The organism is Marinobacter sp. bablab_jr003 (assembly GCF_016464245.1).
Classification (GTDB): Bacteria; Pseudomonadota; Gammaproteobacteria; order Pseudomonadales; family Oleiphilaceae; genus Marinobacter; species Marinobacter vinifirmus.
In genome coordinates, this window is record NZ_JADARC010000039.1 from 28,471 (window position 1) to 54,847 (window position 26,377).

29 protein-coding genes are annotated in these 26,377 nt (G+C 59.5%); 10 read left to right on the forward strand and 19 right to left on the reverse strand.

Annotated features, from left to right (window positions below; translation table 11 throughout):
- Nucleotides 1-15 precede the first annotated feature (15 nt).
- Together sufC and sufB are read right to left on the reverse strand one after the other, a co-directional pair.
- A complete protein-coding gene (gene sufC, locus H3Z84_RS04285) occupies nt 16-777 on the reverse strand; it encodes a Fe-S cluster assembly ATPase SufC (protein ID WP_022989292.1) in 762 nt (253 codons plus the stop codon).
- Nucleotides 778-971: 194 nt separating this feature from the next.
- Nucleotides 972-2,420 carry a Fe-S cluster assembly protein SufB gene (sufB, locus tag H3Z84_RS04290; protein ID WP_058341736.1) on the reverse strand — a complete coding sequence of 483 codons (1,449 nt, stop codon included), beginning with the start codon at nt 2,418-2,420 and terminating at the stop codon, nt 972-974.
- Between the two features lie 283 nt (nt 2,421-2,703).
- Here sufB and H3Z84_RS04295 point away from each other — a divergent pair, with 283 nt between their 5' ends.
- Nucleotides 2,704-4,023 (forward strand): ferric reductase-like transmembrane domain-containing protein, encoded by a 1,320-nt coding sequence (locus H3Z84_RS04295; RefSeq protein WP_199456543.1) that lies wholly within the window; start codon nt 2,704-2,706, stop codon nt 4,021-4,023.
- Here the strand turns inward: H3Z84_RS04295 and yegQ are convergent.
- Nucleotides 4,020-5,333 (reverse strand): tRNA 5-hydroxyuridine modification protein YegQ, encoded by a 1,314-nt coding sequence (gene yegQ, locus H3Z84_RS04300; RefSeq protein ID WP_058341734.1) that lies wholly within the window; start codon nt 5,331-5,333, stop codon nt 4,020-4,022. The genes H3Z84_RS04295 and yegQ overlap by 4 nt on opposite strands.
- Before the next feature lie 189 nt (nt 5,334-5,522).
- Between yegQ and H3Z84_RS04305 the strand changes: the two genes are divergently transcribed.
- Nucleotides 5,523-5,879 carry a helix-turn-helix transcriptional regulator gene (locus H3Z84_RS04305; protein ID WP_022989295.1) on the forward strand — a complete coding sequence of 119 codons (357 nt, stop codon included), beginning with the start codon at nt 5,523-5,525 and terminating at the stop codon, nt 5,877-5,879.
- On the opposite strand, the gene fabB is transcribed toward H3Z84_RS04305, so the two are convergent.
- Together fabB and fabA are read right to left on the reverse strand one after the other, a co-directional pair.
- On the reverse strand, nt 5,880-7,091 hold the full coding sequence (gene fabB, locus H3Z84_RS04310; RefSeq protein ID WP_199456544.1) for a beta-ketoacyl-ACP synthase I: 1,212 nt from the start codon (nt 7,089-7,091) through the stop codon (nt 5,880-5,882).
- Between the two features lie 11 nt (nt 7,092-7,102).
- Nucleotides 7,103-7,612, reverse strand: a complete 510-nt coding sequence (fabA, locus tag H3Z84_RS04315) for a bifunctional 3-hydroxydecanoyl-ACP dehydratase/trans-2-decenoyl-ACP isomerase (protein WP_022989297.1) — start codon at nt 7,610-7,612, stop codon at nt 7,103-7,105.
- Between the two features lie 217 nt (nt 7,613-7,829).
- On the opposite strand from fabA, the gene H3Z84_RS04320 reads away from it, so the two are divergent.
- Nucleotides 7,830-8,345 carry an SRPBCC family protein gene (locus tag H3Z84_RS04320; protein WP_199456545.1) on the forward strand — a complete coding sequence of 172 codons (516 nt, stop codon included), beginning with the start codon at nt 7,830-7,832 and terminating at the stop codon, nt 8,343-8,345.
- Nucleotides 8,346-8,350: 5 nt separating this feature from the next.
- Here H3Z84_RS04320 and H3Z84_RS04325 read toward each other — a convergent pair whose 3' ends face one another.
- Entirely contained in the window at nt 8,351-9,535 is a 1,185-nt protein-coding gene (locus H3Z84_RS04325) for an NnrS family protein (protein ID WP_199456546.1), read from the reverse strand.
- 123 nt (nt 9,536-9,658) lie between these two features.
- Between H3Z84_RS04325 and H3Z84_RS04330 the strand changes: the two genes are divergently transcribed.
- Nucleotides 9,659-10,027, forward strand: a complete 369-nt coding sequence (locus tag H3Z84_RS04330; RefSeq protein ID WP_199456548.1) for a SirB2 family protein — start codon at nt 9,659-9,661, stop codon at nt 10,025-10,027.
- Between the two features lies 1 nt (nt 10,028).
- Here H3Z84_RS04330 and H3Z84_RS04335 read toward each other — a convergent pair whose 3' ends face one another.
- The 3 genes from H3Z84_RS04335 to trhA form a co-directional block, all read right to left on the reverse strand.
- Nucleotides 10,029-10,850, reverse strand: coding sequence for an ion transporter (locus tag H3Z84_RS04335; RefSeq protein WP_199456550.1), 822 nt, complete (start codon nt 10,848-10,850; stop codon nt 10,029-10,031).
- A gap of 137 nt (nt 10,851-10,987) precedes the next feature.
- A complete protein-coding gene (locus tag H3Z84_RS04340) occupies nt 10,988-12,121 on the reverse strand; it encodes an NnrS family protein (protein ID WP_323126949.1) in 1,134 nt (377 codons plus the stop codon).
- A 67-nt stretch (nt 12,122-12,188) separates the two neighbouring features.
- Nucleotides 12,189-12,854, reverse strand: coding sequence for a PAQR family membrane homeostasis protein TrhA (gene trhA / locus H3Z84_RS04345; protein WP_199456556.1), 666 nt, complete (start codon nt 12,852-12,854; stop codon nt 12,189-12,191).
- Between the two features lie 201 nt (nt 12,855-13,055).
- On the opposite strand from trhA, the gene wrbA reads away from it, so the two are divergent.
- On the forward strand, nt 13,056-13,655 hold the full coding sequence (gene wrbA, locus H3Z84_RS04350) for an NAD(P)H:quinone oxidoreductase (protein WP_199456558.1): 600 nt from the start codon (nt 13,056-13,058) through the stop codon (nt 13,653-13,655).
- A gap of 62 nt (nt 13,656-13,717) precedes the next feature.
- Here the strand turns inward: wrbA and H3Z84_RS04355 are convergent, their stop codons facing one another.
- From H3Z84_RS04355 to H3Z84_RS04395, 9 genes are all read right to left on the reverse strand, one after another.
- Nucleotides 13,718-14,431 (reverse strand): Crp/Fnr family transcriptional regulator, encoded by a 714-nt coding sequence (locus H3Z84_RS04355; RefSeq protein ID WP_199456560.1) that lies wholly within the window; start codon nt 14,429-14,431, stop codon nt 13,718-13,720.
- Nucleotides 14,432-14,770: 339 nt separating this feature from the next.
- Complete coding sequence (locus tag H3Z84_RS04360) at nt 14,771-16,225, reverse strand: cytochrome D1 domain-containing protein (RefSeq protein ID WP_199456719.1); 1,455 nt, start codon at nt 16,223-16,225, stop codon at nt 14,771-14,773.
- 96 nt (nt 16,226-16,321) lie between these two features.
- On the reverse strand, nt 16,322-17,185 hold the full coding sequence (gene cobA, locus H3Z84_RS04365) for a uroporphyrinogen-III C-methyltransferase (protein ID WP_058341724.1): 864 nt from the start codon (nt 17,183-17,185) through the stop codon (nt 16,322-16,324).
- Between the two features lie 11 nt (nt 17,186-17,196).
- Nucleotides 17,197-18,396, reverse strand: coding sequence for a heme d1 biosynthesis radical SAM protein NirJ (nirJ, locus tag H3Z84_RS04370; RefSeq protein WP_199456562.1), 1,200 nt, complete (start codon nt 18,394-18,396; stop codon nt 17,197-17,199).
- 133 nt (nt 18,397-18,529) lie between these two features.
- Nucleotides 18,530-19,054, reverse strand: coding sequence for an Lrp/AsnC family transcriptional regulator (locus tag H3Z84_RS04375; protein WP_199456564.1), 525 nt, complete (start codon nt 19,052-19,054; stop codon nt 18,530-18,532).
- A complete protein-coding gene (locus H3Z84_RS04380) occupies nt 19,029-19,529 on the reverse strand; it encodes an Lrp/AsnC family transcriptional regulator (protein WP_199456566.1) in 501 nt (166 codons plus the stop codon). Before H3Z84_RS04380 ends, H3Z84_RS04375 begins: the two co-directional genes overlap by 26 nt.
- Nucleotides 19,513-20,058 carry an Lrp/AsnC family transcriptional regulator gene (locus H3Z84_RS04385; protein ID WP_082641071.1) on the reverse strand — a complete coding sequence of 182 codons (546 nt, stop codon included), beginning with the start codon at nt 20,056-20,058 and terminating at the stop codon, nt 19,513-19,515. The genes H3Z84_RS04380 and H3Z84_RS04385 overlap by 17 nt, the downstream gene beginning before the upstream one ends.
- Nucleotides 20,055-20,519, reverse strand: a complete 465-nt coding sequence (locus H3Z84_RS04390; protein ID WP_094623691.1) for an Lrp/AsnC family transcriptional regulator — start codon at nt 20,517-20,519, stop codon at nt 20,055-20,057. The genes H3Z84_RS04385 and H3Z84_RS04390 overlap by 4 nt, the downstream gene beginning before the upstream one ends.
- Before the next feature lie 30 nt (nt 20,520-20,549).
- Nucleotides 20,550-22,217, reverse strand: coding sequence for a cytochrome D1 domain-containing protein (locus H3Z84_RS04395; RefSeq protein ID WP_416225924.1), 1,668 nt, complete (start codon nt 22,215-22,217; stop codon nt 20,550-20,552).
- A 281-nt stretch (nt 22,218-22,498) separates the two neighbouring features.
- Here H3Z84_RS04395 and H3Z84_RS04400 point away from each other — a divergent pair, with 281 nt between their 5' ends.
- The 5 genes from H3Z84_RS04400 to H3Z84_RS04420 are packed head-to-tail and all read left to right on the forward strand — an operon-like array spanning nt 22,499 to nt 25,959.
- Nucleotides 22,499-22,867: a c-type cytochrome gene (locus tag H3Z84_RS04400; RefSeq protein WP_094623693.1), complete on the forward strand. Its 369-nt coding sequence runs from the start codon at nt 22,499-22,501 to the stop codon at nt 22,865-22,867.
- 14 nt (nt 22,868-22,881) lie between these two features.
- Entirely contained in the window at nt 22,882-24,084 is a 1,203-nt protein-coding gene (locus H3Z84_RS04405) for a cytochrome D1 domain-containing protein (RefSeq protein ID WP_199456570.1), read from the forward strand.
- 1 nt (nt 24,085) lies between these two features.
- Nucleotides 24,086-24,817, forward strand: coding sequence for a PhnD/SsuA/transferrin family substrate-binding protein (locus tag H3Z84_RS04410; RefSeq protein ID WP_199456572.1), 732 nt, complete (start codon nt 24,086-24,088; stop codon nt 24,815-24,817).
- 13 nt (nt 24,818-24,830) lie between these two features.
- Entirely contained in the window at nt 24,831-25,613 is a 783-nt protein-coding gene (locus H3Z84_RS04415) for a CbbQ/NirQ/NorQ/GpvN family protein (protein WP_199456574.1), read from the forward strand.
- Nucleotides 25,614-25,647: 34 nt separating this feature from the next.
- Nucleotides 25,648-25,959, forward strand: coding sequence for a hypothetical protein (locus H3Z84_RS04420; RefSeq protein WP_228285704.1), 312 nt, complete (start codon nt 25,648-25,650; stop codon nt 25,957-25,959).
- A gap of 167 nt (nt 25,960-26,126) precedes the next feature.
- Here H3Z84_RS04420 and H3Z84_RS04425 read toward each other — a convergent pair whose 3' ends face one another.
- Complete coding sequence (locus tag H3Z84_RS04425; RefSeq protein WP_199456576.1) at nt 26,127-26,366, reverse strand: cytochrome C oxidase subunit IV family protein; 240 nt, start codon at nt 26,364-26,366, stop codon at nt 26,127-26,129.
- Between the last annotated feature and the right edge of the window lie 11 nt (nt 26,367-26,377).

Below are 26,377 nucleotides of genomic sequence, written 5' to 3' on the forward strand. Positions count from 1 at the left end.
TCCGCGGCCTCCTGATCAGTTGCTGGTGTCTTCGTCTTTGATGCCCAACCAGCCGTAACCTTTCTCTTCCAGTTCCAGGGCCAGTTCGCGGCCGCCGGATTTGACGATTCTGCCGCCGGCCAGTACGTGCACGTAATCCGGCACGATGTGGTTCAGCAGGCGCTGGTAGTGGGTCACCATCAGGATGGCGCGGTCTTCGGCACGCAGGGCGTTGACGCCGTTGGATACGACTTGCAGGGCGTCGATGTCGAGGCCGGAGTCGGTTTCATCCAGAATGGCCAGTTTCGGCTGCAGCAGCAGGGCCTGCATGATTTCGTTACGCTTTTTCTCGCCACCGGAGAAACCTTCGTTCACGCCGCGCTTGAGGAAAGCCGGGTCCAGGTCTACCTGCTTGGAGACTTCCTTCGCCAGCTTCATGAACTCGGCAGCGTTCATTTCTTCTTCGCCCCGGTGCTTGCGCATGGCGTTTACGGCGGTGCGCAGGAACTGCAGGTTGCTTACGCCCGGGATTTCCACCGGGTACTGGAATGCCAGGAAGATGCCTTCCCGGGCGCGTTCTTCGGTTTCCAGGTCCAGCAGGTTGTCGCCGTTGAGGGTGACTTCGCCGCTGGTGACTTCAAATGCGTCGTTGCCTGCCAGAACCTGTGACAGGGTACTCTTACCGGAACCGTTCGGGCCCATGATGGCGTGAACTTCCCCGGCTTTGATCTCCAGGTTGATGCCCTTGAGGATTTCTTTGCCCTCAACGGAGGCGTGCAGGTTTTTGATGCTCAGCATTTGTACGCTTCTCTCTTTTTAACCGTCTGAATTCTTTTCCTGCCCCAAGTATGGGGGAGTCAGCCATCAGGGTGTCCCTTCCGGGATACGCTGTGAATACGTCCCTGTACGCTCGACAAAATCATCCCTGATTTTGACGATCCCGGAAGGGACACACTGACGGCTTCCGTGATACTTGTGTGTATGCCGTCTCGTTAACCAACGGAGCCTTCAAGGCTGACTTCCAGAAGCTTGCCGGCTTCCACGGCGAACTCCATCGGCAACTCCTTGAACACTTCCTTACAGAAACCGTTCACGATCATGGACACTGCCTGCTCCGGGTCGATACCGCGCTGACGGCACAGGAACATCTGCTCGTCGCTGACCTTGGAGGTGGTGGCTTCGTGTTCCACGATGGCCGATTTGTTCTTGCTTTCAATGTACGGGAAGGTGTGGGCGCCGCAGCGGTCGCCGATCAGCAGCGAGTCGCACTGGGTAAAGTTACGCGCACCTTCTGCACCCGGGCCGAATTTCACCAGGCCGCGGTAAGCGTTGGAGCTGCGGCCGGCGGAGATGCCTTTGGATATGATGGTGCTCCGGGTGTTTTTGCCCAGATGGATCATCTTGGTGCCGGTGTCGGCCTGCTGGTAGTTGTGGGTTAGGGCGACGGAGTAAAACTCGCCTACGCTGTTCTCACCGCGCAGTACGCAGCTCGGGTATTTCCAGGTGATGGCGGAGCCGGTTTCTACCTGGGTCCAGGAGATCTTGGAGTTTTTGCCGATGCAGGCGCCGCGCTTGGTGACGAAGTTGTAGATGCCGCCTTTGCCGTTTTCGTCGCCCGGATACCAGTTCTGTACGGTGGAGTATTTGATCTGGGCGTCGTCCAGGGCGACCAGTTCTACCACCGCTGCGTGCAGCTGGTTTTCGTCCCGCATGGGGGCGGTGCAGCCTTCCAGGTAGCTCACGTAGCTGCCTTCTTCGGCGATGATCAGGGTGCGCTCGAACTGGCCGGTGTTGGCGGCGTTAATCCGGAAGTAGGTGGACAGTTCCATGGGGCAGCGAACGCCCTTCGGGATGTAAACGAAGGAGCCGTCGGAGAATACGGCGGAGTTCAGGGCAGCGAAGTAGTTGTCGCCGGCCGGGACTACGCTGCCCAGGTATTTCTTCACCAGTTCCGGATACTTCTGTACCGCCTCGGAAATGGGGCAGAAGATCACGCCGGCTTTTTCCAGCGGTTCCTTGAAGGTGGTGGCTACCGAAACGGAATCGAAGACCGCATCAACCGCTACACCGGCCAGCTTGGCCCGTTCGTGCAGGGGGATGCCCAGTTTTTCGTAGGTGCGCAGCAGCTCCGGATCAACGTCGTCCAGGCTCTGGGGCATGTCTTCTTTTTTCTTGGGCGCGGAGTAGTAAGAGATGGCGTCGTAGTCCACCTTCGGGAAGTCCACGTGGGCCCATTCCGGCTCGTCCATTTCCAGCCAGCGACGGTAGGCCTTCAGGCGCCATTCCAGCATGAACTCCGGCTCCTGCTTGATCTCGGACAGGCGGCGGATTACGTCTTCGTTGAGGCCGGGCTCGAAGGTGTCGGATTCAATCTCGGTCACGAATCCGTGTTCGTATTCCCGTTTGATCAGCTCTTTCACCTCTTTATCGGTGGTCGCCATGATCGTCGCTCCGTAATTCTCTCATCTGGGGCTTGGTGCCTGAGTGGCGGGGCAGGGCTCTGTTGGCCCGGTTTCCCGATGTTTCTGGCGAGTGATTATACAATACCAGAGTAATTTAGTCAGGTATTAAATCGGTCGTGTAAGGATTATACCTTAGTCAGCCTTTCAGCCCCAGATGAATGGAACATTAACGCCTTGCTCAGCGAAGGTTCAGGCGGCCTGTTGCAGGCTGTGGTTGCGGAAGGCAATCCGCCTTCTGTGAGGGATCTGGGGAAGCTGAATCATGTTGCTTGTTCTTGTTGGTGTAATCGCTTTGGTAACCGTTGGTTGGGCGTATCAGCTAATGGCTCCGGGCTATCCGGATGCCGGTTCCACTGTCTGGGCTGTGTATCTGGAAAGCCTGTTTCTAAGTGGCCTGCTTTCGGTGGCGTTGATGTCGATGGTCATGGTGCTGGCGACGCGTCCGGCCTGGCTCGAAAAGCCGCTCGGGGGCATGGATAAGATCTATCGTCTGCACAAGTGGGGCGGGATTCTGGCGGTTTTGTTTGCCGCCGCGCACTGGTTGCTGGAAATGTCGGAGGACCTTTTCGAGAATCTAGCGGGCCGTGGCGCCCGGCTGGATGCCGATGAGTTCTCGGCGTTTCCGGGCGGGCTCCGGGATCTTGGCGAAGACCTGGGTGAGTTTGTTATTTATCTGATGTTCGCCATGTTGTTGCTGAGCCTGTGGCGTCAGTTTTCCTACCGTTTGTGGCGGCCGTTGCACCGGGCAATGCCTGCTCTGTATCTGTTGGTGGTGTTCCATGCGGTGGTGCTCGCTCCTGCCGGGTATTGGCAAGGGCCACTGGGGTGGCTGATGGCGGTATTGTTTGTGGTGGGCAGCGTTGCCAGCGTGTTTTCGCTTACGGGGCGTATCGGGGCCGGGCGCTCAAGCAAGGGATCGGTGATTTCGGTAGAGCGGGTGTCCGGCGATATTCTCGAGGTGACTTGCAAACTGGCTGACACCTGGCGCGGGCATCGTGCCGGCCAGTTTGCTTTTGTGACCTTTGACCGGTTTGAGGGGCATCACCCGTTTACGATCGCCAGTGCAGACCGTGGCGACAAGACTGTGACCTTTGCCATCAAGGCTCTGGGCGATTACACGCAAAAGCTGTCAGGTCGTCTGGTTGCAGGAGATCCGGTGAAAGTGGAAGGCCCCTATGGCCGGTTCCAGCTTGATCGGGCCAGGGCCGGTGTTCGGCAGATCTGGGTAGCAGGCGGAATTGGTATTACACCGTTTCTGGCCTGGCTGGAATCATTGGATTCGCGAGGCGAGGATGAGGTTCGGGCTGATATTCACTACTGCGTGACAGATCCCGGACATGATCCGTTCGTGGCTCGGCTGGAATCCCTGTGCGCGGCCCGTCCGGGGGTTGATCTGCACCTGCATGGTGGGGCCAGTGGCAGGCTGACGGCTGAGGCTCTGGCTGCGGATGCCGCCCGCGGTGAGCGAGCAGAAGTATGGTTTTGCGGGCCACAAGGGATGGCGGACAGCCTCCGCAAAGGGCTGCGGAGGCTTTGGCCGGGACGGGTGCGCTTCCACCAGGAAGCCTTCCGGGTGCGTTAACCGGCCGGCAGGATGCGGGTCAGGTAGCTGAATTGCAGGGATTCAGGCAGGCCTTCCGGCTTGGGAATGCGCACAAAGTGGCCGCTGCCCGGTGCGTATTCCATGGCTTCGCCGTTGCGGTTTTCCATGGCATTGGCACGGAAGTGAAGGTTGCCGGCCGGGGTGATCAGTTCCAGCTGGTCGCCCGGGGCGAACTTGTTCTTCACGTCGATGGTGAGCCAGCGGTCATCGGCATCGCTGATGGTGCCGACCACCTGCTGGGTGCCCAGATAGGACGAGCCCTGTTCGTAGGACTGGTATTCCTGGGGCACGTGGCGGCGCAGGAAGCCTTCGGTGTAGCCCCGGTTAGACAGCGCTTCCAGTTCATCCATCATGTGCATGTCGAAGGGCTTGCCGGCCAGGGCGTCGTCTATGGCCTTGCGGTACACCTGGGTGGTGCGGGCCACGTAGTAGGTGCTCTTGGTGCGGCCTTCGATTTTCAGGGAGTGCACGCCCATGTTCACCAGTTCCGCCACGTGCTGGATGGCACGCAGGTCCTTGGAGTTCATGATGTAGGTGCCGTGTTCGTCCTCGTAGGCGGGAATGAAGCCTCCGGGGCGGTTGGGCTCTTCCAGCAGGATTTCTTTGGGTTCGAAGGTTTCCACGCTGTCGGCAGAGGTGGCAATCAGGTCGCCGGTCTGGTCATGGCTGTGCTGCACCGGCTTGTAGTTCCAGCGGCAGGCGTTGGTGCAGGCGCCCTGGTTGGCGTCTCGATGGTTCATATAGCCAGACAGCAGGCAGCGGCCGGAGTAGGCCATGCACAGGGCGCCGTGTACGAACACTTCCAGCTCCATTTCCGGCACTTTCTCACGGATCTCGCGGATTTCATTCAGGGCCAGTTCCCGGGACAGGATCACCCGGTTGATGCCCTGGCGGCGCCAGAACTCTACGGTGGCCCAGTTTACGGCGTTGGCCTGCACCGACAGGTGGATGGGCTGGTCCGGCCAGTTTTCCCGCACCAGCATGATCAGCCCGGGGTCTGACATGATCAGGGCGTCCGGCTTCTGCTCCAGCACCGGGGCAAGGTCTCTCAGGTAACTGCGCACCTTGTCGTTGTGGGGTGCGATGTTGGAAACCAGGTAGAACTGTTTACCCAGTTCGTGGGCCCGTGCAATCCCTGCCCCCAGGGCTGCAACGTCTTTGAAACTGTTGTTCCTTACTCTCAGGGAGTACCTTGGCTGGCCGGCGTAAACGGCATCGGCACCGTAGGCAAAGGCGGTTTCCAGGTGTTCGGGGGTGCCGGCGGGAGCGAGCAGTTCCGGGAAAGTCATGGTGTCTCCGGGTTTATTCAGGAAGTCGATGGCTGCAGGTGGGCTATTATGGAAAGGGTGCAGTTTTCCACAAACGGGTGGCTGTGCCATTGATCTCGCTCAAAGGTCTTATTGATCAGTTTCGGCTAACATGTGTACGCTGATGGAGTTTGCAGATTGGGCCAGCATGAAATGGCAGGAGGAACCAGCATGGCATCAGAGCCTGTAAGGCCTGAAAATTCAAAGCGTTCCCTGAGCATTCGGGTGAGTAAGCTGATCCGGGTTCAGTTGGAACGGGGAAAGGTAGGAGTGGAAACGGTGGCCGGGCAGTTGAATATGAGCCGCTACACCCTGCACAAAAAGTTGCGCGAAGAGGGGCTGACGTTTGCAGCCTTGTTGGAGCAGGTACGCCGGGAGCAGGCGCTGACTTACATGAAGGATAAAACCAAGCCGCTGGTAGAAATCGCCGAACAGCTTGGTTTCTCGGAGCTGAGTGCATTCAGCCGGGCGTTCAAGCGCTGGATGGGCACTCCGCCGGCTGAATACCGCTCACTCAGGCTGTCGTGATCACACCTTCTTGAAGATCAGGGTGGCGTTGGTGCCGCCGAAGCCGAAGCTGTTGCTCATCACCAGGTCCATGTTCTGGTTGTCCATGCGTTCACGAACGATGGGGTAGCCTTCGGCACCTTCATCCAGGTTCTGGATGTTGGCAGACGGGGCAATAAAGCTTTCCCGTTGCATGATCAGGCTGTAGATTGCCTCATGCACGCCGGCGGCACCCAGGGCGTGGCCGCACAGGGGCTTGGTGGAACTCAGCGGTGGAATCTTGTCCCCGAAGGTTTCCTTCAGGGCTTTCAGCTCGGTTACGTCGCCAGCCGGGGTGCTGGTGCCGTGGGTGTTGATGTAGCTGATTTCGCCGTCGATGTTGGCCATGGCCTGTTTCATGCAGCGAATGGCGCCTTCACCGCTGGGGGCAACCATGTCGGCGCCGTCAGAGGTGGCACCGAAGCCGACCAGTTCGCCCAGGATGGTGGCACCGCGGGCTTCCGCGTGTTCCAGTGATTCCAGTACCAGCGTGCCGCCACCACCGGAGATCACGAAACCGTCACGGTCTGCATCGTAGGTGCGCGAGGCCTGTTCCGGCGTGTCGTTGTACTTGGTGGACAGTGCGCCCATGGCATCGAACATCAGGCTCAGGGTCCAGTGGATGTCTTCGCCACCGCCGGCCAGCATCACATCCTGGCGGCCCAGGGCGATCTGGTCAGCCGCGTGGCCGATACAGTGGGCACTGGTCGCGCAGGCAGAGGTAATGCCGTAGTTGATGCCGGTAATACCGAACGCCGTGGTGATGGACGCGTTGATGGCGCTGCCCATGGTGCGGGGAACCCGGTAAGGGCCTACCCGGCGAATGCCTTTGTCGCGATGGGTGTCGATCGCGTCCAGCAGTTCCACGGTAGACGCACCACCGGTGCCGAATACGGCGCCCGTGGTGTTGGCACGCAGCTGCTCGTCGGTCAGGCCTGCCTGCTCGATGGCTTCTTTGGCTGCCAGGTAGCAGTAGCCTGCTGCCGGGCTCATAAAGCGCCAGATCTTGCGGTCGATCAGCTCGGACAGGTTCAGGTCGATCTTGCCTGCTACGTGGCTGCGCAGGCCGCTGTCCCGGGCTTCCTCGCTGAAGGCAATGCCTGAGCGGGATTCACGAAGGGACTGGGCGACTTCTTTCTGGTTGTTGCCAAGGCTGGAGACAATCCCCATGCCGGTAATAACTACGCGACGCATCGTTCTAACTCCTAAAAGTCATCTGTAGAGGTGAACAGGCCAACCCGAAGGTCCTTGGCGGTATAGATTTCCCGCCCGTCCACTTCCATGCGGGCATCCGCAATGGCCATGGTCAGCTTGCGGCGGATGAGCCGCTTGATATCCAGGTAATAGGTTACCTTTTTGTTGTCAGGCAGAACCTGACCAAAGAATTTCACTTCGCCGGCACCCAGTGCCCGGCCCTTGCCTTCGCCACCGCTCCAGGCCAGGAAGAAGCCGACTAGCTGCCACATGGCGTCGAGGCCCAGACAGCCCGGCATTACCGGGTCGCCTTCGAAGTGAACCTTGAAGAACCAGAGGTCCGGGTTGATGTCCAGTTCTGCCACCAGACTGCCCTTACCGTAAAGGCCGTCATCGGCGCCCACGTGGGTAATGCGGTCGACCATCAGCATTTCGTCGATGGGCAGGCGCATGGCGCCAGGGAATAATTCGCCATGGCCACAGCGGATCAGGTCTTCTTTGTCAAAGTGATCAGGGTACATGTTGCCAGTATCTCTATTGCAAAATGATGTACTGATACTTTAGCGCCTGATTCAGAAACGGCTATTGACCTTTAGTGGATGATTGCCGCAAACACCCCGTTTTTGTGCCTGAAACCCTGCTCCTGGCGTTGATGCTCATCAAGGTACCCGGGCGCGGCCCTTGCTACCGTGTCGGACTATTCAAATCTGTGCGGTTGGCGGTTCGGAAGGAGGTGTTATGTCCGCAGAACACGAGGTGATCACAGGCTCCCTGGCACTGCAGGACGGGCGCGTAACGGCCCGGCTGGAGCGGGTGACAGATCATTCGCCGGAGCTGGTCTGGAAGATGCTGACGGATTCTGTACACCTGGCCAGCTGGCTGGCGCCGGGCACGCTGGACGCCCGCACCGGTGGCCGGGTTCAGTTGGATTTCGGTAACAGTGGCACGCCCATTGATTGTCGGATATCGGCCTGTGAGCCGCACCGCTTGCTGGTGTATTCCTGGAGTGCCGGCGATGATCCGGAGCGGCCGTTGCGGTGGGAACTGGTGCCGGAAGGCGATGGCACCCGGTTGTCGCTGACCCTGTTGCTATCAGACGATCACCTGGTGCCGATTGCCTGTGCCGGCTGGGATGCACACCTGGAAATGCTGATGGCAGCGCTGGAGGGAATCAGTATTCACTTTCCTGCAGGCCGCTTCCGTGCCGCCCGCAGTTACTTTGAAAAGTGCCTCAAGGAGAAGCTGGCGGCCTGAGCCGCTCAGCCTTCCCGACCGTCTGCCCTGGGCCGTGCCAGGACGCCGGCATAGCGCACCAGGAACAGTCCATAGGCAATCATCCATAACAGGGTGCTGGTGCCAATGCCCGGGTGCCACGGGATAATGCTCAATGCGGTAAGCACCCGGATAACCGCCGCCAGCTGAATGGCGACGAACGCCAGCACCATTCCCTTCGGAAGCTTCAGCGGCCGGCCGGTATGGCCAAGGGATACCCGGGCAATCACGCCCAGGATCAGGCAACCGACAGCACCTGCGCCTGCTGCGTGGCTCCAGGCGTTGGAGGGCCAGCCTGCAACCAGCGAGCCTGCCAGCAGCAACAGCGCGACCGGTACCCAGAGAATAGACAGGTGCAGGATCCACAGCAGTGGCTCGGAGCGCGCCAGCCAGCCTTTCCAGTTATACAGGCGAACCAGCATCAGCGCGGCGGCAACCACGGCGATTACGGCCGCCAGGGTTTTCCAGCCGGTTACCAGGGATGCCATCAGCAGGATCATCGAAAACAGGGCGGCCATGTCCAGCCCCGGAATCATTTTCACCGCCTCGGCGTTGCCACCTCGCTGGCGCAGCCAGCCGGCAGTGAAGGCCGGCGTGATGCGGCCGCCGATGATGCTGATCAGCGCCAGGGCCATGATCAGCGCGCCGTAGCTAAAGGACATATCCAGCCGGGTAACGAAACCGATCTGCATCAGCCACAGCAGGCCCAGCACAACCATAATCATGGCCTGGCGTTTCTGGCGGGCATGCCATACTCGCCATCCGGCATCGATCATCACCAGTGGCAGAAAAGCCAGGTTAACGCCCTGAACCATCCAGTCCGGCAGGTTTCCACCCAGGGCCAGCAGCAGGCGACCGGCCAGCCAAACGCCCCAGAGTAGCGCCAGGGGAAGGCCGTGGGTGCGTTCTGTTTGCGTCCATACACAGACGGCGGTCAGCAGAAAGCCGGCAATGGCTGCCGACAAAAACCCGAACAGCATTTCATGCTGGTGCCAGAACAGGGCAGGCATGGCCAGTGGCAACTGCAGAACGCCGGTTACTTCCAGAACCCAGACCGGTATGGCCACAAGGGTCAGTACCGTCATGGACAGGAAGAAAATCCGGAACGGATAGGAAAATAACTGGCTGACGCTGGCGGGTGCCTGGTCAGCGGAGGTGGGTATGGCCTGCATGGAGATCTCCCAAATACATATATTTCAGGTATATGTTAAATCTGCGTGCCTGTATTAACCATACCTGCTTGGGGGTAGTTTGCGTACAATGGCCGCAAATCTCTTGTAACCAAAGGAACTTCCATGTCGTACACGATCCTGAAGCACCTGCACATGACCACAGCCTACCTTACTATCACGCTCTTTGCGCTGAGGTTGCTGCTGGATGCGGTAGGCCGGCCGGGCTGGCGCCAGACCCCGCTGCGGTTCATTCCCCACATCAATGACACCATCTTGCTGGTGGCAGCGATTTCCCTGCTGTTTGTAGTGGGCTATGCCTCGGCCATGCCGGGCTGGCTGATTGCCAAGATTGTTCTGCTGGTCGGCTACATCGTGGCCGGAGTGTTTGCACTGAAGGTCACTCTGGGCAAGCCCGCCCGGATTACCGCTGCGGTACTTGCCCTGATTATGGTCAGCGCCATCTTCCACCTGGCTATGGCCAAGCCGTTCTGAATCAGCGTTTCTCGCTGACCTGCTTCGTCAGTTCCTTCAGCTGTTCCTGGACAGCCTGGAGCTGACGGGCAATTTCATCCCGTTCGTCGTGGGCTTTCTGGGCCTGCTTGGCATTTTGTTCCTCGCTCATCACCTCCAGAATCGCCCCAATCATCATGTTCAGGAATACAAAGGCCGTCAGGAAGATAAACGTCAGGTAGTAGATCCAGCTCATGGGATAGGCCTCCATGGTGGCGTACATCACGTCGGTCCAGTCCTCGAAGGTGGCGACCCGGAACAGGGTGAGCATCGAGATGGCCACATCGCCCCAGAGTTCTTCGTCCACACTGGCAAAGAACATTGAGCCCATGGCGGCATAGATGTAAAAGATGATGAACATCAGCAGGGCGATGTAGCCCATGCGCGGAATGGCTTTGAGCAGGGAATTGATCAGAAAGCGCAGTTCCGGCACTACGGACACCAGTCGCAGCACCCTGAATACCCGCAGCAAACGGCCCAGCAGCACCGCCTCGGAGTTGTCCAGCGGGATCAGGCTGCCGATCACTACCAGGGTGTCGAACAGGTTCCAGCCGTCCATCAGGAACCGGCGCTTGACCGGGCAGGCGGCGAAGCGAAACAGGATTTCCACCAGGAAGAACAGCGTGATGGCGTTATCCAGAACGGTCAGGGTCTGTTCAACCAGCGGCGGGAGTTCGTAGGTTTTTGCGCCGATGGTCAGGGCCGAGAGAATGATGATGGCAATCACAACGCCCTGAAACACCTTGCTCGATTCAATGCGCTTCAGTTGATCAAAACTACTTGTGGGAGTTATGTCCACAGACATCGTTCAGGCTCCGGATTAGGTTGGCGCGGCAATTCTAATCATCCGGAGCAGCGGGTGGTAGCTCTGTGACGGCGGTTTAATCCACCAGCTGAACAATCAGCTGCCATTCTTCGGAGGGTTCGGTCTTTACCAGCCATTTAGCCATTGTTGGCCTTTCCTTTCTTGGTGAACGCGGAGTACAGGTGCAGTAGTTGAGCGAACAGGCCTAGATAGGCCAGGCTCCAGGCGCAGGCCGCCAGCCAGAGCAAGGTAGGCTCGCTGAAAGGCACAGGGCCTGCCAGGTACCGGCAGATACTGGCGAGTGCAGTAAGTACCGCAATAGCCAGAACCTGCCATGCAGGCGGGAATCGCCGGCAAGCCCGCTGCCAGGCCAGGCGCAACATCACACTGCAAGACAGGGTGCCCAGTGCACCAACGGCAATCAGGTGCAGGGCAGGCAGTAGGGCGTGGCCGGTAACCAGGTGCACGCCGGTAACCGCCGCCCCGGCGGCCAGCCAGAGATAACCGATGGCCAGCACCAGCAGGTCCGGGCGGTCGGTACAGTGCCAGAGCTTCCAGCGGGCCACCCGAATGGCAATCAGCAGGCTTGAGGCCAGTAACAGCAGACCAGCCAGTTTTTCAGTAGCGGTAAAGAGAATACACACCATGGCGAGGGGCAGAATCGCCAGTAACCAGCCTTCAATCAACGGCTGAACCCGGGCCTCCAGCGGTATACCTTTCTTCTCCAGGGTGCCCGCCACCGCCGGCGCGATGATGCGCCCGCCCATAAACGTCATCAGCAGCAGCAAACCGATGATGGCGGTGTGCAGAAGAATACGGGTATCGGGGAAGGGAAGGCCGGCGCGCACCAGGAAATAGACCAGGGCCATCAGGCAGAGCACCAGGATTAGCGGGCCGGCAACCTTGTTACGCCACTTCTTGGCGGCCTGGAAACGGGGCACCACGTACCGTGCCAGCAAGAGCGCAAAGGCCGGGCTTAACAGCTGGCTAAGCAGCCAGTCCGGTGCCAGAAGCCAGCTGACACGGGCCGCAAGCCAGAGCCCGAACAGGGGGCCGAGTATCCGCCAGGGCTGGGGGCCAAGGGTGTAGCCGGCAATCAATGCCAGGGCAAAGCCGAAAACCAGTTCGTGGCCATGGCCTGCGCCAATTAGCCCCGGCGGCCAGCCGGTGCCAGACAATACGGCGAACAGGGACAGGGGAACAACCAGGGCAGCCCAAAAGGCAGCAGCGGGAAAGAACAGCCAGAATGCGTGCAGGGGCTTGCCAGCCACGTTGAACAGACCTCGGTATGGGTTCTGGTTGGAAGGCCCCGCAGGTTACCGGGGCCAGAACCGGAGTTTATACCGTGTAGGGCAGCACACCAAAATAGATGGCACTGAAATGGCAGGCGCTGCCGCCGATCACGAACAGATGCCAGACCGCATGCATGTAGGGAATGCGATCCGCCAGGTAGAACGCCACGCCGGCGGTATACACAATGCCGCCGGCAATGGTCAGGTGCAGCGCGGTTTCGCTGAGGCTGGCGACCAGGTCAGACGAGGCAAAGGTAATCAGCCAGCCCATGGCAACGTAGATGCCCACCCGCGCCAGCTTGAAGCGGTTCTTGAAGATGACTTTCAGTACCACACCGGTCAGGGCCAGCGACCAGATCACCGCAAACAGCGTCCATCCGGTGGTGCCGCGCATATTCACCAGCAGGAAAGGTGTGTAGGTGCCGGCGATCAGCAGGAAAATGGCGCAGTGGTCCAGTGTCTTGAAGAGGGATTTCAACTCCGGGCGGCGAGCACCGTGGTACAGCGCAGATGCCATGTACAGCAGGATCAGTGAGGCACCGAATACGCTGAAGCTGACAATCTTCCAGGTGTCTCCCATCTGGCTTGCGCCGGCAATCAGGGCAATGGTTCCGATAACACTCAGAATGGCGCCAAGGCCGTGGGTTGCGCTGTTGGTCCACTCTTCTACCCGCAGGTGAATAGATGGCAACGAATCGTCTGGGTGGTTCATGCTTGCTGTCATCCGCGCTGGCCTGTGTTCGCTAAAAGTATAATGCAGTTCAGCGTACACTTGTACGCAAGTGTTTGCCATGACCATCCTGTGACCATGTTCAGAAAAACTGAACGATCTGCCGGAAATCTTCCGTTTTCGTCTTTTGCGTCGGGCAGTTACGCTGGCACCAAGTTTGAAACAACCAAGGGGATTGTTCCGATGGCAAAAGTTCTTGTTCTTTACTATTCCATGTACGGCCATATCGAAACCATGGCAAACACCATTGCCGAAGGCGCCAAGGGCGTTGAGGGTGCCGATGTAGTGGTCAAGCGAGTTCCGGAAACCATGGCCGACCAGGCGTTCCTGAGCGCTGGTGGCAAGGCCGAGCAAGATGCTCCGGTAGCCAGCCCGGGTGAACTGGCAGATTACGATGCCATCATCTTCGGCACGCCGACCCGCTTCGGCAACATGGCCGGCCAGATGCGCACCTTCCTCGACCAGACCGGTGGTCTCTGGGCTGAGGGCAAGCTGCACGGTAAAGTCGGTAGCGTATTCACTTCAACGGGCACGGGTGGTGGACAGGAGCAGACCATCACATCATTCTGGACCACCCTGGCCCATCACGGCATGGTGTTGGTACCTCTGGGCTATGGAATTCCGGAGTTCTTTGATATCTCTGAAGTGAATGGCGGCACGCCTTACGGCGCCTCGACCATCGCCGGCGGTGACGGTTCCCGCCAGCCCAGCGATAAAGAATTGGCCATTGCCCGCTTCCAGGGTAAGCACGTGGCTGAGCTGGCAGTGAAGCTGCACGGCTGATTTCGAAGTAACAAGCGTTGACTCAGGTTTGGGCGGCGGGCTGAAAAGTCCGCCGTCTTTTTTTATGTCTGCCTGCCGGCTTTCGTACTGGCAGCCTTTAACCGTGAATAAGTGGCGGGCACCACACCCAGCCAGGAGGCCAGCTGATTGTCCGGCACCCGCTTGACCAGTTCCGGGTACTCATCGAGCAGCAATTGGTAGCGCTCCTTGGCCGGCATGGTGTGTTTGCGGTATTCCCGCATGCTGGTCAGCTCCGCAATCTCCTCGGTCAGCACCAGTGCGAACTTATGCCAGAGCCCGTCGCCATGGTTCTGGATCGCCGAACGGAAAGCGCTGAAATCCGCCACCCAGACTGTGGCCGGCAGCACGCTGGTCAGGCACAGGGTATTACGCACCGTTCTGCTGCGCCCGAATACCGGCCAGATCAGATCGCCTTCGGTAAAGAAGTGATGAATCGCGACCTTGCCGGCAGATGATTCCCGGAACAGGCGCAAAACGCCGTACTGGATCAGATACACGTTAGCCCAGGGCCGGTCGTGTTTTTCCAGGGGTGTTTCTGCGTCTATCCTGCGTTGATGGAACAGGCGGGCGATATCGCTCAGAAACCGTGCTTCCGGGCTGTTTTGCTTTTCGTTCAGGCAGATGCCAAAGGCGCGGCTCAGGCCGTTCAGCAGGGCAACTTCGGCGGGTGCCGCGTCGTGGTGAATAATGTCCGGGTGGTCTTCACCCAGCAGGCAGGGTGCGGATGCCATCGGTGGTCGGAAACTGCTGTTCATAACAAACCTTCGCTGCATTGGCGTAGGTCAATTATGCTACCAAAAAAACAAACATCTGAAATGACTTAAATGATTAAAGATATTTGACTTAGTCGATAACGATTACTCGGTGCCGGAGGGCGGCTTGTGGGGAAAGCCACTTGTGCGGGACCTCCTCCCAAAACACGCTCCTGCGGCACATCCATGTGGCGCTTGGGCTTCGCCATCCCTGGCTCCGCACAGTTTTGGGAGGAGGTCCCGCACAAGCGGCCCAGAGCAGCGCAGTGGCCTTCCAGGCTCGCCATCATCAGCTCATACGGCCGTTCTGGATATGTGAAGGGGCTATTTCTTCAGAACCTGTCAGTGGCTGGTGCCTTCCTCGTAGTTGATCTTGTTCCAGACATTGTACTTGCCGGAGGGTTTCTTCATCGGAATGCGTTTTTCTTCTTCCAGCGTATCCGCGTCGTACACAATGATGGCACCGTCGTCGTCCCAGATGCTCAACAGCAGCTTTTCACCATGGCGATCAAACTCCACATGGGCGGCTACCTTACCCGGCTCAGGCTGCAGGGTCTTGACGATCTCCAGGGTCTGCTTATCGATAATGTGCACCTTGTCGGCGTTGGGGCCGAAGAACACATCTGCCCAGGCATAGCGGGAATTCTCGTGGCTGCGCATGAAGAACCCCGGGCCCTCGGTTTCCAGGGTCTTGATCACTTCCCAGGTATCCATATCGATGATGGAAATGGCACCGGCCCGGAAGTGCGGGGTAGCCATCACCCGGCGGCCCTCGTATTCCCAGGTAATGCCGGAGCCCAGATGGGGCATGCCGGGTAGCGGCAGTTCCGCGGTGGTTTTGCCGGTGTCCAGATCGATCACCACGCCATGCTTGCCGTCGCGGGCGGCGCCGATCAGGTGCTGGTAACCGGGGTCGAAGAAGAAGTCGTCCAGCAGGGTGTCGGTGGTCATCCGGCGCAGTTTTGCTTTCTGATTCTCGACGGTGATTTCCCAGGCTTCGGGGATGTCTTTCAATGCCGCGATGAAGCTGCTTCTGGGTGGTGCGGTATACACGGCGCTCACCCGGGAGCTTTCGCCGGCATCGTTCTCAACCGGGATGAAATCAAGCATTTCCAGGTTGGCGGCGTCGAACAGCACCATGGAATGGGGCAGGTAGTTGGCGGCCAGCACGTAGTTGCCATCGGCAGACACGGCAATGTTACGCATGTTGATGCCGGCGCGAACCTCAGCCACCACCTTCAGGTTGTAGATGTCGTACTTGGTAATCCAGCCATCCCGGGAGCCGAAGTACACGTAGCGTCCGTCCGGGCTGTACTTGGGGCCGCCGTGCAGGGCAAAGCGGCTGGGGAACCGGTGGATGGGCTCCATCTTGTCGCCATCCAGCAGGGTGACGTGGTGGTCGCCGATTTCTACCACCAGGAACAGGTTCATCATGTCCGCTTCGAACGCCGGTTCATCCGGCAGGGAGCCAGCGGCGTGGCTGACTTCCTGGCTGTTGCGGATTTCGGCCTCGCCCCACTTCAGTTCGTGACTCGGAGGCTGATAGATGAAGTCGGTCAGGGCGGCGATCTGCTGGTCGTTCAGGATGTCTTTGTAGCCCGCCATCTGGGTGGCTGGGCGGCCTTCGCGGATGACCTTTTCGGCCTCGGCTTTCTTCAGTCGCCCGAGGTTTTCCGGCAGCAGGGCGGGGCCCATGCCGCCAAGGCGGTCGGGGCCGTGGCAGGCGGCGCATTGCTGCAGGTACAGGGTGTTTGTTCCGGTTTCGCCGGATTCACTGGCCAGCAAAGGGGTGGCCATCACGCTGCTGGCCAGTAACAGGGTGGAGATAATCTTTGTTCGGGCTTGGGTCAGGTTCACCTGCAACAGCTCCCGGTTGGTCAGTCAGGTTTCGGTTCAGGCCGGCCGGCGGCCAGCGGTGGCAGCAGCCGGGCCGGACAAGGCACTGTTCCAGCCAGCTTGCGCCGGGCGGGCCAGGGTGTCGGCCAGTTGCACCACTTCACCCACAATGATCAGTGTGGGCGGCTGGAAATCTTCCCGTTCAATGGTGTCGACCAGGTCTTTCAGGGTGGTGACAGTCATGTGCTGCAGCGGTGTGGTACCGCGCTCTACCAGTGCCACCGGGCAATTCTCGGACAGGCCATGGGCGGTCAGCTGCTCGACGATGGTCGGGGCGTTGTGCAGGCCCATGTAGAACACACGGGTTTGACCTGGCGCGGCCAGCACCTGCCAGTTCAGCTCCAGGGCCTGGTCGCCCTTGCGGTGGCCGGTTACGAAGGTCACGCTCTGGGCGTAGTCCCGGTGCGTCAGGGGAATACCGCAGTAGGCAGAGCAACCGGCGGCGGAGGTAATCCCTGGCACCACCTGGAAGTCGATGTCGTTCTCTACCAGGAACTCGGCTTCTTCACCGCCACGGCCGAAGATGTACGGATCGCCGCCCTTCAGGCGCACAACCCGGCGTTGTTGCACGGCCAGTTTCACCAGCAGTTCGTTGGTCTCATCCTGGGGCACATAGTGGCAACCGCTGGCCTTGCCCACGTGAATGCGCTCGGCCCTGGGATTCACCAGTTCCATAATCTGTGGCGATACCAGGCGGTCGTAGACAATGGCATCGGCCTGTTGGATCAGCATCAGGGCCCGCAGGGTCAGCAGGCCCGGGTCGCCGGGGCCGGCGCCCACGATGGCCACTTCGCCCGGCCGTAAGGGTTGCTCCGCCAGCTGGAACTCCACCAGGCACTTCTTGCTTTGGTTAGTTGTCATGGCGTGCGTCCTTACAGGTTGTTGACCGGGATTTCGATAGCGGCGGCGGCCACTCTGCGCGGTGTGCTTTCCACCACGCCGATTTCCTCGTTGGTGAGGTAGCAGCCGGGGTCTTCTTCCCAGAAGTCGCCAGACACGTTGTATGCCCGTACCCGGGTGTTGCCGTTACAGATGTTCAGGTATTTGCAGTCCGCGCAGCGGCCCTTCACCGGGCGCGGATGCTGGCGGAAGCCCTGCATCAGCGGGTCGGTGGTTTCAGACCAGATCTTCGAGAACGGGGTCTGCCGCACGTTGCCCAAGTTGTGGTCCCACCAGAAGGTGTCCGGGTGCACCACGCCCAGGTTGTCGATGTTGGAAATGTTCACACCGGAGGAGTTACCGCCCCAGTTGGTCAGCCGCTGGGTGAGGGCATCTACCTGGTCCGGGTAGTGTTCCTTGGCCCACTCGATCAGGAAGGGACCGTCGGCGTCGTTGTTACCGGTGACGTATTCCCGCTCGATGCCGCGCTTGAGTTCGTCGTGGCAGTGGTTGAACAGCAGGTTCATGGCGTCGCGGGTCATGTCGTACCAGGCGTCGCGCTTCTTGTTGCGGCCGCCGCGGCCGGAGTAGTTCAGGTGCGACAGGTAGAACTTGTCGATCTGGTGTTCGTCCAGCATCTCCAGCATGGCCGGCAGTTCCGGGTAGTTATCCTGGGTCAGGGTGAAGCGCAGGCCTACCTTGATGCCGGCCTGTTTGCACAGGGCCACGGCGTGCATGGATTCCCGGAAGGCGCCTTTTTTCTGGCGGAATTCGTCGTGGGTGGCCTCCAGGCCGTCAATGCTGATACCCACGTAGTCGTAGCCAACCGCGGCAATCTTGTCGATGTTTTCTTCGGTGATCAGGGTGCCGTTGGTAGACAGGCCAACGTAAAAGCCCATTTCCTTGGCCCGGTGGGAAATCTCGTAAATGTCCGGGCGCATCAGCGGCTCACCGCCAGACAGGATCAGTACCGGCACGCCGTAGGCTTTGAGGTCATCCATCACGGTGTAGACTTCCTGGGTGCTCAGCTCGCCCTTGAAGTCGATATCGGCAGAGATCGAGTAACAGTGTTTGCAGGTCAGGTTACAGCGGCGGATGAGGTTCCAGATCACCACCGGGCCACTGGGCTTGGGCACCGGGCGGACGGGTGTCGGGTTCATCAGGGTTTTGATGTAGCGGGTCATGCGAAACATAAAATTCTCTCTCTCATCGGGAGTGGCCTGGTTGCCTCTCCGGGCTGGCCTTTACCGGCTCTCTGCCCTTGTACTATCCCCCCGTGGGCGCTGGGTATCCATACCTTTGATGGAGTACTTCGAGGGGTAGTCCCTATGGCTTATCTGCCTGTTTTCTCAGCCGCAATCCGGTTTTTTTGAGGATGGCAGAGCTGTACAGGATGGTGTGGCCGGAGCAGGTGTCGCCCAGCAGTTCACGAATCTGTGCGGCCTTGTGCTCCACCTCTTCACGACTGGTGCCGTGCACCATGGCAAACAGGTTGAAGCTCCAATAGGGCAGGTGCCGGGGGCGACGGTAGCAGTGGCTGACGAACGGCAGGTCACCAACTTGCTGGCCCATGGTGCTGATGGCGTCGTCAGAGACATCCCACACGGTCATGCCGTTGTAGCGATAGCCCAGCTTGTAGTGGTCGGGTACGGCAGCCACGCGGCGGATAACGCCGGCTTCCTGCATGTGTTGAAAGCGGGACAGCACGTCTTCTGCCGGCATGCCGAGCTGACGGCCCAGTTCGCCCCAGGGATCGGATACCAGTGGCAGGCCTTCCTGGGTGGCGAGGATCAGTTCCCGGTCCTGGTCGGTGAGCCGGGCCTGCTCAGACTTCAAAGTGGAGGTTGACATGAAACTCCTGCTCCTTGGGCATGTTGTACACCGGGTAGCCGGTCAGCGCTTCAATGCGCCCGATGGTTTCGGCAATGCCTTCCGGGGTTTCTGTGGCCAGGACAAACCACATGTTCAGTTCGTGTTCCCGGCGGTAATTGTGGGCCACCTCTGCAAAGCTGTTTACCTGTTCGGTTACCCGGTCAAAGTCCTGCTCGGGAATGCGCATGGCGGCCAGGGTCAGGCCGCCTCCCATTTCACCGGCGTGGAACATTGGGCCGAAACGGGTCAGGGTGCGATTGGCAAGCAGGGCTTGCAGGGTATCCAGCAAGGTCTGCTCACTGATGCCCAGTTCTTCGGCAACGTCCCGGTACGGGCTCGGGGTCAGCGGCAGGCCGTATTGCAGGCGGTTGATGATGGCTTTTTCGGTATCGGTAAAGGCAGGGGCTACGTCTGGTGACTCCCGGCGGGCAGCTGGCTCAGCTGTTACTGACATAGCGTCCTCCCCGTTGAAGATAGGCTTTGTTGCTGAACAGAACCGCGTGGGGAATCTGTTCAAGGTGGTGGCTGGCAATCATTTGGTCCAGCTGGCCCAGTACCCGCTCCCGGTTAACGCCGTGAATCATGCAGAACAGGTTGTAGGGCCAGTCGGGCAGTCTGCGGGGGCGCTGGTAGCACAGGGTTACAAAGGGCACGGCAGCCAGTGCGCGGCCAAGTTCGCTCACCTGCTCATCGGGCACATCCCACACCACCATGGCGTTGGCCCTGTAACCCAGGGTGCGGTGCTTCACGATCAGGCCGGAACGCTTGATCAGGCCCTGATCCTGCCAGTGGCGGACGGCGTCCATAACCTGTTGCTCGGTCAGGCCGGTTTGTTCGGCCAGCGCCAGGTACGGGCGGGGTGTTAATGGCAGGCCTTCTTCCAGTTTCTGGCGGAGCCTCAGCAGGCCCCAGGCACTGAAGGCCTCGGTATCAAACAGATAGCTGCCGTTGTGGCGGTCCGGATGTGGCGCTGGGTGGTTCATGGTAGTGCGTCCCAGTCGATGTCGAAGCCCAGGTCAATATGGTAACCCTCAACCATGGGCAGCCGGAGTATGGGCAACTTCAGTTGATGTTCCAGCTCGTCCAGCCGCTCATCCAGGGTGTCTTCATCCGGGGCGGTCATCACGAACCAGAGATTGTATAGGTGCTCCCGCGCGTAATTATGGTTTACGCCGGGAGCGCTGTTGATCCGTGCGGCCACCAGGTCGATCTGCTCGACCGGCGCCGCCACGGCAGCCAGCAGGCTTGCGCCCGCCTGGCTGTGTTCAAACACCGGGCCAACCCGGCTGAGTACCTGTTGTTGCTGGAGCACCGCCAGCCGGCTGATCACTTCGTCCTCGGAAATGCCCAGTGTGTCGGCCATCTCGCGGTAAGGGCGCTCACATACCGGCAGGTTGCGCTGGTAGTGGTTGATCAGTTGTTGGTCGACGGTGTCCAGTCTCATCAGGTTATCTCCTCCGGGCCAGGGGCCGGATCAGTACACGTCGTGCTGGGTGTTGTAAGTGTTGAACTTACCGGTCGGGGTAACCATGTAGTCGCCCTTGATGACCTTCTTCAGCTCACGTGTCTTGTCGTCAACCACAACAATGGCGGAATTCTTGTCTGAAGTGTTCCACACAGAGAACCAGACTTCGTCACCCGCTTTGTTGTATTCCGGCTGGACCACACGCTTGGGGCCTTCGCCCAGGTCAGCCCACTCGGCAATCGGCAGCACTTCGTAGCCGGCATCAAAGTTGTTGATGTCGAAGACGGCAATGCTCTGGCTCACAGCTTCAGCCGGGTTCAGGGCGGTGTCTACCCACAGGTTGGTGGACTTCGGATGGGTCTTCACGAACAGTGAACCGCCACCCTGGCCATCAACCGTGCGAACCACTTTCCAGGCCTTGTCCGGATGACCTTCCGGGTCGGTACCGATCATCTGGATGGTTTGGTCACCCAGGTGAGAGGTTGCCCAGACCGGACCATGCTCGGGGTCAACAAAGTTGGCGCCACGACCTGGGTGCGGGATCTTGCCTACGTCGACCAGGGCTTCCAGATTACGGTCCTGGGCGTCAACAACGGCAATCTTGTTGGAGTTGTTGGCGGCGGTCAGGAAGTAACGCATGCTGGCATCCCAGCCACCATCGTGCAGGTACTCAGCCGCATCGATGGTGGTGATGTTCATGTTGTCCAGGTCTTCGTAGTTGGCCAGCAGGATCTTGCCGGTCTCTTTGACGTTGACGATGAACTCCGGATGCGCGTGGGACGCCACAATGGCGGCAACACGCGGCTCAGGATGGTATTCCTGGTTGCTCACGGTCATGCCACGGGTGCTCACGATCTTCTTCGGCTCCAGGGTGTCGCCGTCCATGATCACGAACTGGGGCGGCCAGTAGGTGCCGGCAATGGCGTACTTGTCTTCCCAGCCCTTGTACTTGGAGGTCTCGACAGAACGCGCTTCCATGCCAACCTTGATCTTGGCTACGGTTTGCGGCTCTTCCATCCACAGGTCGATCATGTTGATCAGGGCGTCACGGCCGATAACCATCACGTAACGGCCAGAGGCAGACATCCGGGAGATGTGCACCGCGTAGCCGGTTTCGATGATCTTCACGACTTCCTTGGAATCGCCGTCAATCAGGGCAATCTTACCGGCGTCACGCAGGGTAACGCTGAAGATGTTTTCCAGGTCCAGGTCGTTCATCTGTTTCTTCGGACGGTCTTCCGGAGCAACAAGCACTTCCCAGGTGTTCTTCATGTCAGCCAGGCTGAACTCGGGAGGCTGTGGCGGCTCGTGCATGATGTACTTGGCCATCAATTCCACGGTTTCTTCGTCGAAGTCACCAGAGGTCAGCCAGTTCGGCATACCGGCCGGGGAGCCGTAGCTGATAAAGGCCTTCAGGTAGTCGATGCCACGCTCCTGGGTAATATCCGGGGTCAGCGGCTTACCGGTGGCGCCTTTACGCAGTACACCGTGACAGCCGGCGCAGCGCTGGAAGTAGATTTCCTTGGCCTGTTCGAACTCGGCGTCGGTCAGGTCAGGGGCGCCGGGGGTGCGGACGACTCGTGCGGAACCGGCATCAACGGCACTGGGGGTGCCTTCGTATGCCATGGTTGCGTCATCGCCATTCTTGGGGGCGGCCTGCGCAGTCATCACGCCCATGGACGTAATGGCCACCGCGAAGGCCAGTGGCTTGATCATCATATCGGTTACTCTCATCAGGTTCTCTCCTTGGGATTCAAGAGTACGTCCTAGGGTTCTCTTGTTGGGCTTCTCAGACATTGATTTATGTCACATAAATACAGGTAATCAAGAGAGTACCTCCCCATGGGTAGATGGCGTATAACCAAAGATCACTGGATACCGCAGGAGAATTTAATCAATATCAATGCCATGGAAATATTGGAATTGCAGCATGTGCTGAAGCTTCCCGGAGACCCGCAATGAAAACGACCGGTCAGGCCTGCTCCTGGCACTCATTGGTACTGGCGACGGCGCTGGCGATCACCTCCGTTCAGGCCCTGGCCGGCGCGCCCGAAAGCGAGGCCGAGCTGAAGAACTTCGTCATCCAGGATTGTGGCTCCTGCCACGGTCTGAAACTCAAAGGCGGGTTGGGACCACCCCTGCGGCCAGCAGACATTGAAGCCCTGCCGGAAGCTGCGATTTCCGCCATCATCCGGGAAGGCGTGCCGGGCACAGCCATGCCGCCCTGGAAAGCCTTGCTGACCGACCAGCAAATTGCCTGGATCAGCCAGCAGCTCAAATCCGGCGCCTTGATTGCTCCCGAATCCGATTCCCCTCGAAGCCGATAACTGAAGGACCCACGATGAAACGTCTGTTTGCACCGATTGCACTGACCATCGCCGCTACCCTGACTGCCGGCTGCCAGAGCTTGTCTGCGCCGGAGCCGGCTGAACTGCGCGGCACGGGTGACCTGGGCCTGATCATCGAGCGGGCCACCGGCTCGGTATTGGTGGTTGACCACTCCGAACACGAAATCCTGGGCCGGGTAGAAGGTCTGGGCGATTTGTCCCACGCCTCCGTGGTGTACTCGCGGGATGCCCGCTACGGCTACGTGTTTGGCCGTGACGGTGGGCTCACCAAGGTCGACCTGCTCACTCGCACGGTGACCGATCGCGTTATCCAGTCCGGTAACAGCATTGGCGGAGCCATCTCCCAGGATGGCCGTTACGTGGCGGTGTCCAACTACGAGCCCGGCGGGGTAAATATTTTCGACAGTGAAACCCTGGATACCGTGGTGGAAATTCCCGCGTTCTACACCAATGCCCAGGGTGAGCAGGATCAGTCCAAGACCGTGGGCCTGGTAGACGCCCCGGGCAACCAGTTTGTCTTCAGCCTGTTCGAGGCCGGTGAAATCTGGACCGTGGATATGCACAGCAATCCGCCGGGTGTGACCCGCCATGAGGCCGGCAAAGAACCCTACGATGCCCTGATCACACCCGACGGCCGCTTCTATATAGCCGGCCTGTTCGGGGAAGACGGCTTGTCGATGATGGATCTGTGGGAGCCGGAGCAGGGCGCGCAGACTATCCTGCCGGATTACGGCAAGGGCGAGCAGCGCTTGCCGGTGTACAAGATGCCGCACCTGGAAGGCTGGGCCATCGCCGATGGCTACGCGTTCGTGCCGGCAGTCGGTCGCCACGAGGTACTGGTCGCCGATATGGAAGACTGGAGCATGGTGCAGCGCATTCCGGTACAGGGCCAGCCGGTGTTTGTCATGGCCAGCCCGGACAACCGCCAGATCTGGGTCAGCTTTGCGCACCCGAAGAACGACGTGGTTCAGGTGATTGATTCACGCACCCGGGAAATCATCCGTACCCTGGAGCCGGGCAAGTCCGTGTTGCACATGGAATTCACCCCTCGCGGTGAGGAAGTGTGGGTATCTTCCCGGGACAGCGATCGGGTGACTGTCTACAACACCCGTACCCTGGAAGAAGTCGCTACCCTGCCGGCGCAAAAGCCGTCTGGCATCTTCTTCACCAACCGGGCGCATCAGCTGGGCTTGTGAGGTGAGGGTTACCGCCGGCGGTTGGCTGTTCGTGCTTTGCACCAGTGCCGTCAGCGCCGGCCAGTTTTCCGGACCGGTGCGGCTTGAAGTACACACTGAAGCCAGGTCTGTCACCGTCGCCAGTTACCGGCTGCAGCGTTATCTCGACACACAGAACTGCACGGCAGAACTGGTGTTCAATCAAGCCGGTGACGGTGACGGTGACCTGGTGTACCGGCAGGATGGCCTGGCAGACAGGCTCAGGCTCCGGGCCATCAACGCCGACGGCCAGGATCCGGTTCCGGTCTGGGTAACCCGGAAAACCGCCGGTGTGAGAACACTGGGGGAGCTGGACGGGCGGGACGTATCCCTGGTAGTAGGAACCGACCCGCTCTCCGGTCAGCTGGCACTGAAGGCCCTGGCTGCCCAGGGCGTAACGCCGAAACGGGGCCAGCGTTACGAGGCCGGTGATTTCAGCTCTGCCCTGGGCTTGTTGCTGCACAACAACACCCATGCGGCGGTCTCGGAGCTCGGGCTGGCCACGCCGTTCCTGGAATCCCAGGGCCTGGCCATTACCTGGCAGGGAGAACCCGTTTCAGGTGCTGGCTGGTATGCCGGCACCGACACCACGCACCCCGGATTGCAGCCGTGCCTGAAAGCACTGCTTGAACTGAAACGCAGCGACGATCGCCAGATATTCAATCTTTTCCCGGAATGGGTGCACGGCTTTGCCCCACCTGATTCCCTGCAATAAAAGGAACCTGTACATGACCTTCTACCAACCCGCCGGCAACGAAGTCGAACTGTTCACCGCCGCTGCCGACAACGGCCTGCCTGTACTGATCAAAGGCCCCACCGGCTGTGGTAAAACCCGCTTTGTCCGTTACATGGCGGAGAAGCTTGGCCGCCCGGTCTATACCGTGGCCTGCCACGACGACCTTACCGCCTCTGACCTGGTTGGCCGGCACCTGATCGGCCCGGACGGCACCTATTGGCAAGACGGCCCCCTGACCCGGGCGGTGCGGGAAGGCGGAATCTGCTACCTTGATGAAGTAGTGGAAGCACGAAAAGACACCACCGTGGTACTGCACCCGCTGGCGGACGACCGCCGGGAATTGCCCATCGAACGCACCGGGGAACTGCTGAAAGCCGCACCGGGCTTTATGCTGGTGGTGTCCTACAACCCGGGTTACCAGAGTTTGCTGAAAGGCATGAAGCCCAGTACCCGGCAGCGGTTTGTCTCCATGAGTTTCGATTACCCGACGCCGGATGTGGAGCAGACCATCGTCCAGGAAGAGTCCGGTTGCGATGCAGACCTTGCGAAGCAGCTGGTGGGGCTGGCAACCTCGTTGCGTAAGCTGAAAGACCACGACCTGGAAGAAGCAGCGTCTACCCGCCTGCTGATCCACACTGCATACCTGATCGCATCCGGTATGCCCCACATCGAGGCTTGCCGGGCCGGGATGATCGAACCGCTATCGGATGACGCGGTTACTGTTAACGCACTGATGGAGGTGGTGTATGCCGTATTCGGGCAGTCCGAAGAGTGAATCTCCCGGGGCGATTGCCCCGGTTATCTGGTACTTGCTGAACCTGCTGGCGTTGCCGGTTATTGGCTTCATTGTGTTGCTGACAATTGCGATGAAATCCGGTGGTGGTCATCCTTTACGGAAGGCTCACAGCAAGGCGGCAGTCTATATGTCCATACTGGGCGCGATGCTGATCAGCGGCGGCGTTGCCGTTTGCTGGCTCATCTACGGCAACACGGGACTATTCTGGACCTATGCTATTGTCTGGGCCGTCGTACTGCACACATCGTTTGTGCTTTGGGGCATGATTTCCCTGGCTCAGGCTATTGGCAACAAGCCGCCTACTTTTCCGCGGTGGCTGCTGTAGGTTCGGGTTCGGTGCTAGGCAGGGTCGGGTAGGTCCTTCCAAAAACCGCTCCTTGCGGCACATCCATGTGGCGCTTCTGCTCCGCCATCCATGGCTCCGCACATTTTTGGAAGGACCTACCCGACCCTGCCGCTGAACTTTCTCACTGGGTTCCGCGGCGGCTGGACTTAGCCTGTCAGATGAATGCCAGCCAAAACTGAAACTACCACAATCGCCCAACCTTGAGCGGCCATTCTCCAGCCCCAGGGAGCGTGTTTCATTTCCATGAAGTGGTCTACCAGCAAGACCGCTTTTACGATTACTAAGGCGAACACCAACCACACCAGAACCGACATGTCGGCGCCAGCCTGCATGGCCACAACAGGAGCCATGGTGCAGATCATCAAGGCGATATAAACCGCTAGCATCAGAAAGTCTC